The organism is Acidiphilium sp. PA (assembly GCF_026191915.1).
Classification (GTDB): domain Bacteria; phylum Pseudomonadota; class Alphaproteobacteria; order Acetobacterales; family Acetobacteraceae; genus Acidiphilium.
In genome coordinates, this window is the sequence record NZ_JAIMBY010000011.1 from 111,174 (window position 1) to 127,063 (window position 15,890).

The following is a 15,890-nucleotide window of genomic DNA, read 5'->3' on the forward strand; positions in this document are numbered from 1 at the left end:
GTGACACCTAACCCTTTGACATAAACCGCTTGGCAAGGCTACCGCTGCGCTCATGGATAAAGTCGTGATCATCCTCGCCGCAGGCCTCGGCACACGCATGAAGTCGGCGATCCCAAAGGTATTGCACCCGCTCGCCGGCGCACCAATGCTCAGTCATCTCGTTGCCGCCTGCAAACCCGTGTTCGACCGTATCGTTGTGGTCACCGGGCCCGATATGCCCAACGTCGCGGCTGCTGCCGCGCCGCATCCGGTGGTCGTACAGCATGAGCGCCGCGGCACGGCCGATGCGGCCCTGGCCGCGGCGGCGCAGTTTGGGACCGGCATTGTCACCATCATCTACGGCGACAACCCTCTTCTGACGTCCGACACACTCGCCCGGCTCGGCGAACTTCTGTCGCCCGGGACCACCGGGATGTCTTTGCTCGCCACGAGGCCGACCGATCCGGGCACGTTCGGGCGCATCGTCGGTTCAGGCGGCTTTGCCACGAGGATCGTGGAATATGCAGATGCGTCGGAGCAGGAGCGAACGATCGATCTATGCAACGCCGGCGGCTTTACCGCACGTGCCGACGACATGCGCCGATGGCTCCAGCAGATCGGCAACGCCAATACGAAGGGCGAGTATTACCTGACCGATATTGTGCACGTAGCGAACGCCGAGGGCAGCCAGATCGCAACCGTCGAAGCGCCATGGGACGAGTGCCGCGGCGTGAATTCACGCGCTGAACTGGCCGTGGCCGAGGCCGTGATCCAGACCCGGTTGCGTCACGCGGCGCTTGATGCCGGCGTTACCATGATCGCATCGGAAACGGTTTTCCTTTCAGTGGACACTACGCTTGCGCCGGATGTCACAGTCGAGCCGCACGTCATATTCGGCCGGGGCGTTTCCATCGCAGCGGGAGCGGTGATCCGTGCCTTCTCACATCTCGAGGGTTGCACGATCGGTGCGGGGGCAATCATTGGTCCCTATGCGCGTATCCGGCCGGGCAGCGTCGTCGACGAAGCCGCGCACGTCGGCAATTTCGTGGAGCTCAAGGCAACGCACCTCGGTGCCGGCGCGAAAGCCAATCATCTGACCTATCTTGGAGACACCACGATCGGGGCGCGAAGCAACATCGGGGCGGGGACAATCACGTGCAATTACGATGGTCAGAGCAAGCACCGTACGGCGATCGGATCAAATGTCTTTGTCGGCTCGAATGTCGCTCTGGTCGCGCCGGTCTCGGTGGGCGATGGCGCCTTGATCGGCGCCGGAAGCGTGATCACCAGCGCGGTCGAGGCCGGTGCACTCGCGATCGGTCGCGCACGACAGATCGACAAGCCTGGCGGAGCTGCCCGTTACAAACGCACCAAGGATAAATCATAATGTGTGGTATCGTCGGGGTGATCGGCAAAGGTGCCGCGGCACCGCTGCTGTTGGATGGATTATCCCGCCTCGCCTATCGTGGATACGATAGCGCCGGCATAGCGACTTTGGCGGGCGACGTCATCGATCGGCGGCGCGCGGAAGGCAAGCTGCCGAACCTTGCCCAATCCCTGGCGCAGCGACCGCTCGACGGCACGACCGGTATTGGGCACACCCGGTGGGCAACCCATGGCGCGCCGACGATAACCAACGCGCATCCGCACGGCACCGAACGTGTCGCCGTCGTTCATAACGGAATTATTGAGAATCACGCGGCTTTGCGTATGGAGCTGGAAGCCGAGGGTCAGGTCTTCGTCACGGAAACCGATACAGAAACGGTTGCCCAACTGGTCGATCTTCACCTCGCGCGAGGAATGGACCCGGTTACCGCTGCCGCGAACGCGTTTCGTCGACTGGAAGGCGCCTACGCCCTCGCCCTGATTTTCGCAGGTCACCCTGAACTGATCATCGGGGCGCAACGTGGTGCGCCGCTCGCCGTCGGTTTTGGTGACGATGAAATGTTTCTGGGGTCAGACGCCCTGGCTCTGGCGCCGCTGACACGTCGTATCGCCTATCTCACGGACGGCGACTGGGTTGTGGTCACCCGCACGGGTGCTGAGTTTTACGATAGCCTCGATCGGCCGATCGATCGGGAAATCAAATTGACCCGCCTGACCGGTGCAGCGATCGGCAAGGGTAATTTTCGACATTTCATGGAAAAGGAGCTGCACGAAAATCCCGTCGTCATTGGCGACACGCTTCACCGCATGATCGATCCCTCCACGCGTATGCCGGTGCTGCCTGACCTCGCGATCGACCTGCGCGCGATTTCCCGCATTACCGTATCGGCCTGCGGCTCAGCGTTTTATGCGGGCCTGACCGCCCGATATTGGCTGGAACACTATGCGCGGATTCCGGTCGATGCCGATGTCGCAAGCGAGTTCCGTTATCGGGAGCCTCCGCTCAGCCCGGATCAACTCGGCCTTGTGGTCAGCCAATCCGGCGAAACCGCCGACACGATGGCAGCCCTTCGCTACATGAAACAACAGGGCTGCAAGGTTATGGCGGTGGTAAACGTGCCTGAAAGCACCATGGCCCGCGAATCGGACCTGATGCTCGAAACCATTGCCGGACCGGAAATCAGCGTTGCCAGCACCAAGGCGTTTACCGCACAACTTACTGTTTTGGCTGGATTTTCGCTTGCCCTGGCTAAAGCGCGTGGTTCGCTCGGGATGCCGGAGATCGCATCGCTGGTCGAAGCATTGATGGAGTTGCCTGCAAAGGCCGCCCAGGTGTTGAACGACGATGAAACGATCCGCACGCTGGCGACCCAAATCCTTGATGCGCGCGACGTCCTGTTCTTCGGTCGTGGATCGATGATGCCGATCGCGTTGGAAGGCGCGTTAAAGTTAAAGGAGCTCAGCTACATCCACGCCGAAGGATATCCGGCAGGCGAGATGAAACATGGTCCGATCGCCCTGATCGATCCCAGTGTGCCGGTCATTGCGGTGCTGCCCTCTGGACCGCTCTTTGAGAAGACCGCTTCAAATCTACAGGAAGCGGCCGCACGCGGCGGGCGGATCATCTTGTTCAGCGATGCCGCCGGGGCGGCAAAATTGGCGAACATCGCCACACATACCATAATCCTGCCTGAGTGCGATCCGTTCGTCGCACCAATACTCTATGCAATTCCAGTGCAGTTACTGGCCTATCATGTCGCCATTCTGAAGGGCACGGACGTCGATCAACCCCGTAATCTGGCGAAATCCGTCACAGTGGAATAATTGAAAAGACCCCGGAAACGACGTCTCCGGGGTCTTCGACAGCGAGGTGAGCGTTATAAACTCAGTTCCGCCGGTTGCCCATGAACTGTAACAGAAACATGAACAGATTGATGAACGTCAAATACAACTGCAGAGCGTCGTAAACGCTACGCTTCGATGCGACATCAGCACCAAACCTGTATCCGTATTGGACATAGTCAGCTTTGATCCGCTGGGTATCGTACGCCGCCAAGCCGGTGAACACCAGGACGCCGATCGCGCTGATCGCAAACTGCAGAGCCGAAGAATGCAGGAAGATGTTTACGACCATCGCAATCAGCAAGCCGATCACGCCCATGATCAGGAAGCTGCCGAACTTCGCCAGATTTGCCTTCGTCGTGTAGCCGTACAGGCTCATAGCCGCGAACGTTCCAGCCGTGACGAAAAATGTCGCGAGGATCGACGTGCCGGTATAGATGAGAAAAATATTCGTCAAACTTGCACCCATCACCGCGCAAAAAGCCCAGAACAGCCCCTGGGCCTGCGTCGTCGACAGTTTGTTGACGCCGAAGCTCATGATCATGACAAAACCGATCGGCGCGAACATCGTGACATAAGCCAGAATGCCCGGCTCACGAACGACGGCGCCGCTGGCCGTCGTGGCCAACGGATAAAAAATATTAATCAGGCTGGTTTGCGAGATTGCCAGTGAGACGATTGCGGTCAGGAACAGCCCCGACGCCATCCAATTGTAGACCCGCAACATATAGGCGCGCAGGCCTTCGTCCAAAACGCCCGCGCCCGCTGCGACGCTCGCGCCGCGATAGGACCGCATGTCAGGACCAATAGCCATGATTGTTCGTCACTCCTCAAAGGCGGCGGGACTGCCGCTTTTCCGTTCTTATTTTGGCCATTCTGGCACGCCGATCAAGCATAATCAGCGTGCCATGGGCGATATTGGGTAACGTTTACATCAAAATAATGTCGTTATCGTTAACGACGCAGGCCCAATCGACCGATAAGGGCCTCATAACGCTTGTGATCCTGCTTTTTGACATAATCCAGCAACCGCCGCCGGCGGCCAACCAGCATCAGAAGCCCGCGACGCGAATGAAAGTCCTTGGCGTGGGTTTTCAAATGGTCGGTCAAATTGTTGATCCGTTCAGAGAGCAACGCCACCTGAACTTCCGGGCTACCGGTATCGTTTTCACGGTTAGCGTATTCGCCAATCAGAGACTGGCGCCGTTCCGCAGTAATCGACATCGCATAAACTCCTGAAAAATGGGGTTAAATAACGCGTTCCGGTCTCAGCATGCCCTGTTGGAGCTTCCCGAGAACCACGAAACGGCGCCCCGCCAAACCACGAACCAATCCACCATCAGGGTTGGTCGAATTCGGAATTCGCCCCATCAGATCGACCAGGCTTAATGCCATGCCGTTTCGAAGGGCGGTGACTTCGGCTTCCGTCAGGGCCAGCGCCGGGATGTCGGCCAGCGCGGTCTCGACCGGAAGCACGATGTCCGGAACACGTTGGGCGCTATGGAGTGAATCCGACAGATTGTCCAGCGTAACAGCACTGTCGATGTCAAACGGTCCCACTGCAAGCCGGCGTAGCGCGGAGATATGCCCCACTGTACCGAGCGCCCGCGCAAGATCACGCGCGAGCGATCGCATATAAACCCCCTTGCCCGACGCCACCTCGAACAGGGCGTGGTCGACATCAGGCCGTCCGATCAACTCAAAGCGATCGATCTGCGCCGGGCGGGACGGCAAATCCGGCGGGGCCCCGGCACGGGCCAGATCATACGCCCGTTCACCTCCGACCTTGATTGCAGAAAATGCGGGCGGCACTTGCATGATGAGCCCGCGGAAGTTCACCAATGCGGCATCGATGGCACTGTCCTCGGGCCGTATGTTGCTCGTCGAAGTGACCGCACCTTCTGCGTCGTCCGTGTCACGTGCTTCACCAAATTTCAACGTGAAGTGGTATATTTTTGTGCCGTCCATAATATACGGCACCATTTTGGTGGCTGCACCCAGCGCGATCGGCAGAACGCCGGTCGCCAGCGGATCGAGCGTACCGCCGTGGCCAACTTTCGCGGCGTCGAGCAAACGCTTTATCTTCGCGACGGCATGGGCGCTCGTGATACCTTGCGGCTTATCAAGAATAATCCAACCGTCGATCTTGTGTCCGCGCCTGTGCCGTGCCTGAGGGCCTGCCATGAGAAATCCTGACTTGTTTGGAAAGTCGTGCTGATTTGGAACCGTACCGAGCCAAGCAGTCGACCGGTGCGTGGTGATCAGGCCTGATTGATGTCAATCAGCGCCTGGCGGATCTTGCGCCCCCGCATCACTCGATCTTCGATATACGACGCATCACCCCACCGCACGGCGCGGGCCATTGCCTGGGCATCCTCGGTAAAGCGCGCAAGCATCTCGAGCAAGGCCTCGCGATTGTTCAGAAAAACGTCGCGCCACATCACCGGATCGGAAGCGGCGATCCGCGTAAAATCGCGGAACCCGGACGCCGCGAACTGCAAGACCTCCTTGCGCGTCTCATCGGCCAGATCATCCGCGGTGCCGCAAATCGTAAATGCGATGAGGTGAGGAAGGTGGCTGACGATCGCAACCACCCGATCATGATGTACAGGATCCATGATGCTGACACTCGCACCGCACCGCTCCCAAAACGTCTTGATCCGCTGCACTGCGGCAAGGTCGGTGCCAACAGGCGGCGTCAACAAGCACCAGCGGCCCTCGAATAACTCGGGAAAACCGGCATCCGGCCCGGAAAACTCGGTGCCGGCCATCGGATGGCCGGGCACAAAATGAACACCCTGCGGCACATGCGGTCCAACGTCGCGAATGACCGATTGCTTGGTCGATCCCACATCCGTGATGATTGCGCCCGGTGCGAGGTGCGGCCCGATTGCTGCCGCCAACGATGCATAGGCGCCGACCGGCGCACAAAGAACGACGCAATCGGCGCCCTCGACCGCCCGAACCGGATCGATCTCGCAGACATCGGCGATTTCCAGCTCGGCGATCCGCGTGAGTGTCTTTGTTGTTCGGGCATTGGCCACAACAGTGCGCGCGATGTCTCCCCGTGCGCGGGCAATCCGCGCAATGGATGAACCGATCAACCCCACCCCTATCAGGGCTAGCCGTTCAAAGAGCGGTTCAGCCATGCGAAGCCACAAATTCGGCGAAGGCTTCCGCCACGGCGCTGCATTGTTCATCGGAACCAATCGTCACCCGCAGACACTGCGGCAATCCGTAGGCGGCGACATTTCTGACGATGATTCCGCGTTGCCGGAGATGCTCATCGGCAAGTGCCGCGCGGGCAGCAGTGCCCAGATCGACGAGCACGAAATTGGTCTCGCTTGGATGCACAGTCAGACCGGCCTTGACCAGTTTGTCTCGCAGCGTGGCGCGCGCCGATGTATTGTGACTTTTACATTTTTCGATCCAGCCGATCTCCGTCAGCGCGGCGATACCGGCCGCCGCCGCCAAGCTGCTGACATTGAACGGCATCCTGGTTCGATTGAGCACGTCCACGATCGCCTCGGGAGCGTACGCCCACCCTAACCTTGCGCCGCCCAGACCGAACATTTTCGAAAATGTTCGGGTCATCACCGTGTTGTGACCAGCCTCGACCAGTTCGATGCCCGGATCGTAATCTGCCCGATCGACATATTCCGCATAGGCCGCGTCCAACACCAGCAGAATATCCGCCGGCAATGCGCCGCGGAGCCTTTTTACCTCGGCGGCCGGAACCAGACTCCCGGTCGGATTATTCGGATTGGCCAAAAACACCATCCGGGTCGCCGGCGTGACCTGCGCCAACATTGCATCGATATCGGCTGTCAGGTTGCGTTCCGCCGCTTTGCGCACGACCATTCCAGCCAGCTTCGCCGCAATCTCGTAAATGAGGAACCCGTGTGCACTCATGACCAGTTCGGTGCCCGCGCCACCGTATGATTGGATCAGCAATCCGATCAAATCATCCGATCCGTTGCCACAAACAATCCGGGCAGGATCGAGGTCAAACGCCTTGCCGATGGCGCGTCGCAGCGTCGTTGAGGCACCATCCGGATACCGGTAAGCCGAAGCGGCAGCAGCCTGCATCGCCGCGATCGCGCTCGGGGGTGGGCCGAACGCGCCCTCGTTCGATGATAGTTTGATCACCCGGTTGACGCCGTCGATCTTCGACTCGCCGCCGACATACGGGGGGACCGAAAAAATCGATGGGCGCGGCCGCAGCTCCGACCTCACCGCGAGAGGCCCGCCGCGCCGAAGGGTACCGCATAGGCCCCAAGAATGACCGGCGTTGCCAGAAACCCGGTAATGGTGGCGAGCCTCGGATCATCGCGCGCGACCAACCCCTCGACGTCGGCAAGCGCGTAGCCCACTTCGCGCTTGGCCGCCCGGCGCGGCAGGATCGAGCCCACGTCGAACCCCGCTTCCGTCAGCAAGCCTGCAATCCGCGCGGTGCTGGTGTCCGGCGCGATCTCGATTCCGATCAGACTCCGATCCGACCCGCTCGGATCAGGGGTCAGCGAGGCAACGACGTAGGCACCCGCCTGCGGCACTCCTTCGGTGCGGCGCGCCCAAAACGGAAGTTTCGCGACAATCGCAAGGCGGGGCACCCCACCGTGCATCAGCCCAACCCACCAGGCAGCCTGATCGTCATCCTCATCCGATGGTAGTGGAAGTACCGCCGCATGCGCCGCACTGTTGGTTAGATCGGCCAGTGCTTGCGACGATGTCCGATGCCGCCGCAGACTGGTCAGGGGACCGAAATGTTCGCGCGCAACGGCCGGCAGCTCGGCTTGCGCGCCGTCGGCCACCGCGATGGTCAACCCACCCTCGATCATCAGGGCACCGGAAAACAGTTCCCGCCATATCCTTAAAATAGTTTGCGGGGGCAAAGCGCCGTGATGCCGGGCCAGCAGTCGCCGCAGCATGGATGCTTCGCGACCAGGGCGGATCGGCACACCACGCTTACCGCCATCCCGCGTGACACGCTCGATGATTTCAGCCCGATCCATCAGCAGATCATGCAGGCGTTCGTCCAGGGCATCGATCTCCGCACGCAACCGTGCGAGTGCTTCCGGTGCCGCATCATACGGCGGCGACATAGATGACGTGTCAGACATGCGAACCCGAGTTCATGGTGGCGAAGGTCTTTGATACAGGAGGCGTAGCGCACGGCAAGAGCCGCTTCTTGCGACACAGGCCGGTTGAGGGCATAGCGGGCACGCCATGGATCAAACGCCGTTCCCCGAAATATCACATCGGCACGAGGCCTTTGCGGACGGACTGCTGCTCGATTGCGGCGTTCGTATCGCACCGGTTTCGATTGCATACCGGACCTATGGAACCCTCAATGCCGCGCGCACGAACGCTGTTCTTGTGTGCCATGCGTTGACCGGCGATCAATACGTTGCCGAGCCCCATCCGCTGACAGGCAAGCCGGCCTGGTGGGGCACGTTGGTCGGGCCGGGCAGACCGATCGATACCGATCGGTATTTCGTCATTTGTTCGAATGTTCTGGGCGGCTGCATGGGTTCCACCGGACCGCGCAGCCCCCGGGCACCCGGGATGGCGGAACCTTGGGGTATCGAGTTTCCGCCGATAACCGTTCAGGACATGGTTCGGGCACAAAAGATGCTGGTGGATTCACTCCAGATCACGCGGTTATTTGCCGTGGTCGGGGGGTCTATGGGAGGCATGCAGGTTCTGGCGTGGGCCTCAATGTTCCCGGACACGGTGTTTGCCGCCGTACCCGTCGCCACTGCGCCATACCATTCCGCTCAAAACATCGCGTTTCACGAAGTCGGTCGACAGGCCATCTTCGCCGACCCCGATTTTCACGATGGTTTTTACGCGTCGCACGGCGTCATCCCCGCCCGCGGCCTCGCGGTTGCCCGGATGACCGCGCATATCACCTACCTCTCCGAAGCCGCACTCACGCGCAAATTCGGTCGGCGTTTGCAGGGCGGCAACACCAAGACTCCGGTCCTGTTTGGCGAACGGTTCGCCGTCGAGAGTTATCTCGAGCATCAGGGGTCGAGCTTCGTACGGCGTTTTGATGCCAATTCCTACCTTTGTATCACCCGGGCGATGGACTTCTTCGACCTTGCAGCTGACCACGGCGGCTCGTTGGCAACAGCCTTCAGGGGCTCCAAAACGCGTTTTCTCCTGGTCTCATTCAGCTCAGACTGGTTGTTTCCGACCGCCGAAAGTCGCGCGATGGCACGCGCATTGAACCAGGCGGCCGCGAATGTCAGCTTCGTCGAGATCGTGAGTGACAAAGGTCACGACGCGTTCCTGCTTGATGAACCCGATTTTCATCGAACCGTCGCCGGTTTCCTTGCCGGCGCCGCTGAAGCTGCGGGCCTGTCGTGAACGCACCGGCGCCGGTCCGCTTCGTCGCAAAGAATATGCGTGTCGACCTCGAGTTGATTGCCGGCATGATCAGCCCGGGTTCACGGGTGCTCGACATCGGCTGCGGCGACGGCGCATTGATCGAACACCTGTTCCGTACCCTGAATTGTGATGCGCGCGGTGTTGAGATCGACATGGCGGAAGTAACACGGGCCGTCGCCCATGGCCTGCCGGTCATGCAAGGCGACGCCGACACCGACCTGTCTCACTACCCCGATGATGCCTTCGATTATGTCGTACTGTCGCGGACGTTACAGGCCGTCGAGCGACCCCGCGAAGTGCTTCGGCAAATGCTCAGGATCGGTACGCGCGCCATCGTCAGTTTTCCGAATTTCGGACACTGGAGTTTACGCTGGCAGTTGCTCTCGACTGGCAGGATGCCCATGACCAAGACCTGGAACCGGATGTGGTACGAAACGCCCAATATACATCCATGCACGATCCGGGATTTCTTTGATCTTTGTGATAGCGAAGGATACCGCGTCGAACACTGGCTTGCCGCTGACGAGGCCGGACGGCGGGCCCCGTGGCGCCGAGCGCCTTTGCTGGCCAATTTGTTCGGCGAACAGGGCTTGTTCCTTCTGCGCCACGATCGGCGGACGCATGCCAAACCGCCCGAAGTCACTGATCCCGCGCGATGAGCGCCGTGATCGTGCGAAACCTGAGCAAGCGGTTCGGTACGGTCACCGCCGTGGATCGGATCGATTTTACGGTTCCGAACGGTGCGACAATCGGTTTGCTCGGCGGCAATGGTGCCGGCAAAACAACGACGATCTCAATGCTGTTGGGCATTCTGGTTCCTGATCAAGGCGCGATCGAAATACTCGGCCACGACATGGCCCGTGACCGTTTCGCTGCCCTTGCACGCATGAACTACTCGTCGCCCTACGTAGCGCTGCCCATGCGATTGACGGTCGCCGAAAATCTGGCTGTGTACGGCCATTTGTACAATGTGCCCAATCTCAAGACGCGGATCAGGGACCTCGCCCATGAGTTCGATCTGGAATCGCTGCTTGACCGGCGGGCCGGCGCATTGTCGGCCGGTCAGAAAACGCGGGTCGCCCTCGCCAAAGCCCTCATAAACCGTCCCGATCTGTTGCTCCTCGATGAACCGACCGCCAGCCTCGATCCTGATACGGCCGATTATGTTCGAGCCAGACTGGAAGCCTACCGCGCGGAATCAGGTGCGGCGATCCTGCTCGCATCCCATAACATGAGCGAGGTCGAACGATTGTGTTCAAGCGTTCTCATGATGAAACATGGTAAAATTGTCGACCAGGGAACGCCGGACGCCCTGATTGCCCGGTATGGCCGCGACGATCTGGAGCAAGTTTTTCTCACGATTGCGCGCGCGGCGACGCCGGTATGAAGGCCGCGCTCCGACGGATATGGGGGTTGGTTTATCGCCACCTCTGCCTCTATCGCCGCTCCTGGCCGCGGATCGTCGAGCTCGCGTATTGGCCCACCCTCGAACTGTTGATATGGGGGTTCACCGCCCAATTCGTGGCCCATAGCCAAGCCGACATAGCCCTGAAGACCGGTGGCTCGCTGATCGGCGGGGTTCTGCTCTGGGAAGTGGCACTCCGCTCCCAGATGGGTGTCACGATTTCATTTCTCGAGGAAATCTGGTCGCGCAATCTGGGTCATATCTTCGTAAGCCCATTGCGCCCGCGCGAACTCGTGGCCGCGCTCCTTTGTGTTTCGGTAATGCGCACGATGATCGGGTTGGCCCCGGCTGCGCTAATTGCCGCCTTTCTGTACGCTTTCAACATCTTTTCGCTCGGCCTTCCACTGCTGCTCCTGTTGCTGAATTTGATGCTGATGGGCTGGTGGATGTCCCTCGGAGTCATCGCGCTGCTGTTTCGCTACGGCGCATCCGCGGAAGCTCTCGCCTGGACGTTGGCATTCGGCATCACGCCTCTGGCCTGCGTCTTCTATCCGGTGACAGTTTTGCCGGGATGGTTACAGGTGATCGCGAAAATCATTCCCGCGGAACATATATTTTCGGCGATGCGCGAGATTTTGTATCAAAACCAAATAAACTGGACCCAATTTCTGTATGCGCTTGGGCTCAATGGCCTCTGGATGATGATGGCTATCGGCATTTTTTCACTCCAGTTCCGCGTGGCACGGTCCACCGGCGCATTGATTTCCATTGGGGAATAAGGATTTTTCACGCAATGTCCCAAGTCCAACCGCTCACGCGGTTCTGCCTCATTCGTCATGCCATCGTTGCACCTGAATATCTGCCCGTTCTTTATGGGCAGATGGATGTGCCGATCTGCCCATCCCGACTTTCATCCGACAGCCGACGCTATGCATCGCTCGGTGCTATCCTGCCCAAACCTGCCCACTGGGTCGTTACCCCTTTGTCGCGCACCCGAGCAACCGCGGAGGCGATCATGCAAGCGGGCTATGGGCCGGTCCCGTTATACGTTGAGGCCGGCTTGATCGAGCAAGATTTCGGCGCCTGGCAAGGCTCAGCCATGACTGATTTCATCAACCGCCCCACCAAGCATCCGTTCTGGCCCGTGGGCGGTGAAGAAATACCGCCAGACGGCGAGAGTTTCAGCCAGATGCGCGCGCGCGTCGGACCCACGATGGAGAGCTTGGCAAAAATGCACGCCGGGAAAACCGTGATCGTCGTGTCCCATGGCGGCGCGATTCGGGCGGCGATCGCCGAAGCCCTCCAGCTCACCTCAGATCAGGCCCTGAGCTTGGCGGTCGACAATCTTTCGATATCCCGTCTCGAGCACTACGGCCACGCCTGGCGTGTGGTGTCGCTGAATGAACAAATGTCCATTTGAGTTAAATTACCACGACATCCTCTATATCTGCGTGCAGCAACATATCCCGGAGCCCACAAAATGGATCGATCGTCGGCAATGCCACCTCAAACAACGCCCCGGGCCCATGTCTGGCGAGCGGGACAAATCGGCCTCTCCGCCCTTCTGCTGGCGCTGCCGCTGTCCGCATGCGCCAGCGGGTCGAGTGGTTCGAACGGCGCCCAAGAACTGGTCGACCGATCGACGCTTTCGGTCGAGACCATGCTTGGCAACGGTTCCGCCCAGGCCAATCAAGCGACGCAGTTTCTGCGGCGCGCGAAGGCGGTTGTGGTTTGTCCGCGGATCTTCAAAGCTGGATTTTTCATCGGCGGCGAGGGCGGTGACTGCGTGCTGGTTTCGAGGGCCGCAACGGGTTCCTGGTCCGATCCCGCGTTCTACACAATGGGCAGTGGCAGTTTCGGTCTGCAAATCGGCGTTCAAGATGCCGAGGTGATCATGATGCTCATGAACGACACAGCTCTCAACGCCTTCCTGAACAGCCAGTTTAAAATCGGTGCCGATGCGGGAATTTCCGTTGCAACAATCGGGGCGGGTGTCGGCGGCTCGACGGGGACGGCACTGGGCGCCGATATCATCACGTTTGCCAAGGCACGTGGTTTATATGGTGGCATCTCGCTGTCGGGCTCGGTCTTCTCCAACGATTCGGCGTTAGATCAGCAGTATTACGGCCAGTTGATCGATCCGCGGCAGATTGTTGTCACGATGTCGGCCAATAATGCCGGCGCCAATCCGCTCCGCGCGATGTTGGCCAAATTCGGCGGATAAACATTCCCTCACGACGCGATCGGCGCTAGATTGCGAGTATGTCGCAGTCGGGCGCCGAACCGTTTTGGGTAGTCAAACGCCTCGATCAGATGACCGAGGCGGAGTGGGAATCTCTCTGCGACGGGTGCGGTCGCTGTTGTCTGCACAAATTGCGCGACGATGAAACCGGTGAACTGGAATTCACGAACGTCGCGTGCCGACTGCTCGACACGCGAAGCTGCGCATGCACTGATTATGTAAATCGGACACGTGCGGTGCCCGACTGCATTTCCTTGACCCCTGCTGCGTTGACAGAGATCGACTGGCTGCCGCCATCCTGTGCTTATCGCCTGGTCGCGGATGGGCGTCCCCTTCCGGCGTGGCATCCGCTCGTGACCGGCGATGTCGATAGTACCCGCAAAGCGGGCGCATCGGTCTCGGACCGAGTGATCAGCGAGGATGACGCCGGACCCTTGGAACATCATATCGTGGCCTGGCCTGCCCGTTGGCCAAAACAGCGTCGATGACGGCATCGTTCGAGTCAATCGATGAGTCCGTCATCATAGGCGGCAGGCTTGCATCGATTCGGTGGCGGCGCAGCGTTCGGGCCCGACGGGTGGCCTTGAAGATCGACCCGCAACTTGGGGGCGTCGTGATCACTTTGCCTCCGAAGAGCTCGCGGCGTGCCGGGCTCGCCCTACTCCGCGGACATGAAACCTGGGTTGCCGAACGGCTGGCCGCCCTGCCCGCTCCCATGACGATTGTCGCCGGCGGTACCATCCCGGTATCCGGAAAGACCCATCTGATCGTCATCGACCCAAAGCATCGGGGTGCTGCGGTGATCGGCGATTCGCAAATACGCGTATCCGGGCAACCCGAATTTGTAGCCCGGCGCGTCCGGGATGCGTTACAAAGCTTGGCACGTGATAAATTCCGCGCGAGCGCCGCGGCCAAGGCGAGCCTTATCCCTGCCGTTCTCCGCGGCGTGCGGGTGAAGGACACAACATCCCGGTGGGGCAGCTGCACGGCTGACGGAACCCTGATGTTCTCCTGGCGCCTGGTCATGGCACCTGACTTCGTTCAGGACTACGTGATCGCCCACGAGGTCGCCCATCTGCGGCATATGAATCATGCTCCTACGTTCTGGGCCCTCACCGATAGTCTCACCCCTCATCGGCGCGCGGCAACCGCGTGGCTGCATAACCATGGCCCCGGGCTGTTGCGTGTCGGCTGATCGCAGCGCACAAAGGGGCGCGCATTACAGATTTGGATCGCCGCATGAAAGCAGTCGCATTCACTCATTCTTTGCCGATTACGGCCGAAGAGGCCCTGATTGATCTCGATGTGCCGGAGCCGACACCGCGGCGCTTCGATGTTCTTGTCGAGGTCAAGGCGGTCTCGGTAAATCCGGTCGATACCAAGGTTCGCCGACGCAGCGAACCGCTTGGCGAACCGCGGATATTGGGATTTGATGCTGCCGGCATCGTGCGCGCTGTGGGTTCCCACGTCACAAATTTCGGAATCGGCGACGAGATTTACTACGCCGGTGCCATCGACCGGCCTGGCAGCAACGCGGAGTTTCAGCTTGTCGACGAGCGTATCGCCGCGCGAAAACCGAAGACGTTAAGCTTCGCTGAGGCGGCGGCACTCCCGCTCACCAGCCTCACGGCGTGGGAAATGCTGTTCGACAGCTTCAAGATCCCGCGCGACAGAGTAAAGCAAGACACGCTCCTGATCGTCGGTGGTGCGGGTGGCGTGGGATCGATGGCGATCCAACTGGCGCGACGCCTCACGGGCCTCATGGTCGTGGCTACCGCCTCGAGGCCGGAAACGGTTGAGTGGTGCAGTGCGCTCGGCGCGCACCATGTGATCAATCATCACAAAGACCTTGCCGCGCAGTTCGCAACCATTGAAGTACCTGCGCCGGCCTATATTTTTTGCACCAACCAGATCGAGCATCATTGGCGGGCTCTCACCACGCTGCTGGCACCGCATGGGCGGATCGGGCTGATCGAGTCGTCCGCCCCGCTCGATTTAAGCGGCCTATTCAATAAATCCGCCTCGCTTCACACGGAATATATGTTTGCGCGCGCGCTGCATCAGTCCGATCACATGATCGAACAACACAATATTCTGCAGACGGTGAGCCGCCTCGTTGATCAAGGCATCCTGAGGACGACGATGACAAGTTCAATGGGGCGGATCAATGCCGCCAATCTGCGTCGTGCCCATGCCGCCATCGAATCAGGGTCTGCCCGCGGCAAGATCGTCCTCGAGGGTTTCTGACGAAGCCGCCAGTTCGGACCTGTCGCCTGCGGCCCAAGGACGCGCCGGTTGATGAACTGATTTGAAACGGACGCTTAGAGTCTGTCAGGATTTCGGAGGTGGGGTTTGGCGGGGGTGCGTGTTGAAGAGTAGGGAAGGCTTCTTTTTTGTAAAAAAGAAGCAAAAAACTTTCTGACCCTGAGGCACGGGCGTTTTCACAGCCGCAGACCCAAATTAACAAAGTTTTTTTTGCTTCTTTTTTGTTCACAAAAAAGAAGAACTTCCCTTGCTTTTTTGGGTATATTGTTTCGTTATCGTAACGAATTAGGCGTGCATCAGCCCCGCGGGCCTTTGCGCCACATTTTTTTGGCGTCGAACGAGGGCACGAAGGGGTGGTGCCAGGGCGGGACGGGTGGT

17 protein-coding genes are annotated in these 15,890 nt (G+C 59.8%); 11 read left to right on the forward strand and 6 right to left on the reverse strand.

Going from position 1 to position 15,890, the window contains the following annotated elements; all coding sequences use genetic code 11:
- The first annotated feature begins 52 nt into the window (after nucleotides 1-52).
- The gene (gene glmU / locus AruPA_RS13920) at nucleotides 53-1,366 is read left to right on the forward strand and encodes a bifunctional UDP-N-acetylglucosamine diphosphorylase/glucosamine-1-phosphate N-acetyltransferase GlmU (RefSeq protein ID WP_408858684.1); all 1,314 of its coding nucleotides are present in this window, start codon (nucleotides 53-55) and stop codon (nucleotides 1,364-1,366) included.
- Complete coding sequence (glmS, locus tag AruPA_RS13925; protein WP_265637321.1) at nucleotides 1,366-3,189, forward strand: glutamine--fructose-6-phosphate transaminase (isomerizing); 1,824 nt, start codon at nucleotides 1,366-1,368, stop codon at nucleotides 3,187-3,189. The genes glmU and glmS overlap by 1 nt, the downstream gene beginning before the upstream one ends.
- 61 nt (nucleotides 3,190-3,250) lie before the next feature.
- Here glmS and AruPA_RS13930 read toward each other — a convergent pair whose 3' ends face one another.
- From AruPA_RS13930 to AruPA_RS13955, 6 genes are all read right to left on the reverse strand, one after another.
- The gene (locus AruPA_RS13930; RefSeq protein WP_265637322.1) at nucleotides 3,251-4,021 is read right to left on the reverse strand and encodes a Bax inhibitor-1/YccA family protein; all 771 of its coding nucleotides are present in this window, start codon (nucleotides 4,019-4,021) and stop codon (nucleotides 3,251-3,253) included.
- A gap of 140 nt (nucleotides 4,022-4,161) precedes the next feature.
- Nucleotides 4,162-4,431: a 30S ribosomal protein S15 gene (gene rpsO, locus AruPA_RS13935; protein WP_265637323.1), complete on the reverse strand. Its 270-nt coding sequence runs from the start codon at nucleotides 4,429-4,431 to the stop codon at nucleotides 4,162-4,164.
- A gap of 24 nt (nucleotides 4,432-4,455) precedes the next feature.
- A complete protein-coding gene (truB, locus tag AruPA_RS13940; RefSeq protein WP_265637324.1) occupies nucleotides 4,456-5,391 on the reverse strand; it encodes a tRNA pseudouridine(55) synthase TruB in 936 nt (311 codons plus the stop codon).
- A 77-nt stretch (nucleotides 5,392-5,468) separates the two neighbouring features.
- Nucleotides 5,469-6,356 carry a prephenate/arogenate dehydrogenase family protein gene (locus tag AruPA_RS13945; RefSeq protein ID WP_265637325.1) on the reverse strand — a complete coding sequence of 296 codons (888 nt, stop codon included), beginning with the start codon at nucleotides 6,354-6,356 and terminating at the stop codon, nucleotides 5,469-5,471.
- Nucleotides 6,349-7,443 carry a histidinol-phosphate transaminase gene (gene hisC / locus AruPA_RS13950; protein WP_265637326.1) on the reverse strand — a complete coding sequence of 365 codons (1,095 nt, stop codon included), beginning with the start codon at nucleotides 7,441-7,443 and terminating at the stop codon, nucleotides 6,349-6,351. The genes AruPA_RS13945 and hisC overlap by 8 nt, the downstream gene beginning before the upstream one ends.
- Entirely contained in the window at nucleotides 7,440-8,327 is an 888-nt protein-coding gene (locus AruPA_RS13955; RefSeq protein ID WP_265637327.1) for a chorismate mutase, read from the reverse strand. Before AruPA_RS13955 ends, hisC begins: the two co-directional genes overlap by 4 nt.
- A 106-nt stretch (nucleotides 8,328-8,433) precedes the next feature.
- Between AruPA_RS13955 and AruPA_RS13960 the strand changes: the two genes are divergently transcribed.
- Genes AruPA_RS13960 through AruPA_RS14000 form a run of 9 tightly spaced genes read left to right on the forward strand, consistent with a single transcriptional unit; the run spans nucleotide 8,434 to nucleotide 15,494 of the window.
- Entirely contained in the window at nucleotides 8,434-9,579 is a 1,146-nt protein-coding gene (locus tag AruPA_RS13960; protein ID WP_265637328.1) for a homoserine O-acetyltransferase, read from the forward strand.
- A gap of 35 nt (nucleotides 9,580-9,614) precedes the next feature.
- Nucleotides 9,615-10,259 (forward strand): methionine biosynthesis protein MetW, encoded by a 645-nt coding sequence (gene metW / locus AruPA_RS13965; protein ID WP_265637329.1) that lies wholly within the window; start codon nucleotides 9,615-9,617, stop codon nucleotides 10,257-10,259.
- Complete coding sequence (locus AruPA_RS13970; protein WP_265637331.1) at nucleotides 10,256-10,987, forward strand: ABC transporter ATP-binding protein; 732 nt, start codon at nucleotides 10,256-10,258, stop codon at nucleotides 10,985-10,987. The genes metW and AruPA_RS13970 overlap by 4 nt, the downstream gene beginning before the upstream one ends.
- Entirely contained in the window at nucleotides 10,984-11,784 is an 801-nt protein-coding gene (locus AruPA_RS13975; protein ID WP_265637333.1) for an ABC transporter permease, read from the forward strand. The genes AruPA_RS13970 and AruPA_RS13975 overlap by 4 nt, the downstream gene beginning before the upstream one ends.
- Before the next feature lie 14 nt (nucleotides 11,785-11,798).
- A complete protein-coding gene (locus AruPA_RS13980) occupies nucleotides 11,799-12,425 on the forward strand; it encodes a histidine phosphatase family protein (protein WP_265637334.1) in 627 nt (208 codons plus the stop codon).
- A gap of 60 nt (nucleotides 12,426-12,485) precedes the next feature.
- Nucleotides 12,486-13,229, forward strand: coding sequence for a lipid-binding SYLF domain-containing protein (locus tag AruPA_RS13985; RefSeq protein WP_265637335.1), 744 nt, complete (start codon nucleotides 12,486-12,488; stop codon nucleotides 13,227-13,229).
- A gap of 38 nt (nucleotides 13,230-13,267) precedes the next feature.
- Nucleotides 13,268-13,735: a YcgN family cysteine cluster protein gene (locus tag AruPA_RS13990; protein WP_265637336.1), complete on the forward strand. Its 468-nt coding sequence runs from the start codon at nucleotides 13,268-13,270 to the stop codon at nucleotides 13,733-13,735.
- Nucleotides 13,732-14,442: a M48 family metallopeptidase gene (locus AruPA_RS13995; RefSeq protein WP_265637337.1), complete on the forward strand. Its 711-nt coding sequence runs from the start codon at nucleotides 13,732-13,734 to the stop codon at nucleotides 14,440-14,442. Before AruPA_RS13990 ends, AruPA_RS13995 begins: the two co-directional genes overlap by 4 nt.
- Before the next feature lie 44 nt (nucleotides 14,443-14,486).
- The gene (locus AruPA_RS14000; RefSeq protein WP_265637347.1) at nucleotides 14,487-15,494 is read left to right on the forward strand and encodes a zinc-binding alcohol dehydrogenase family protein; all 1,008 of its coding nucleotides are present in this window, start codon (nucleotides 14,487-14,489) and stop codon (nucleotides 15,492-15,494) included.
- Nucleotides 15,495-15,890: the final 396 nt, after the last annotated feature.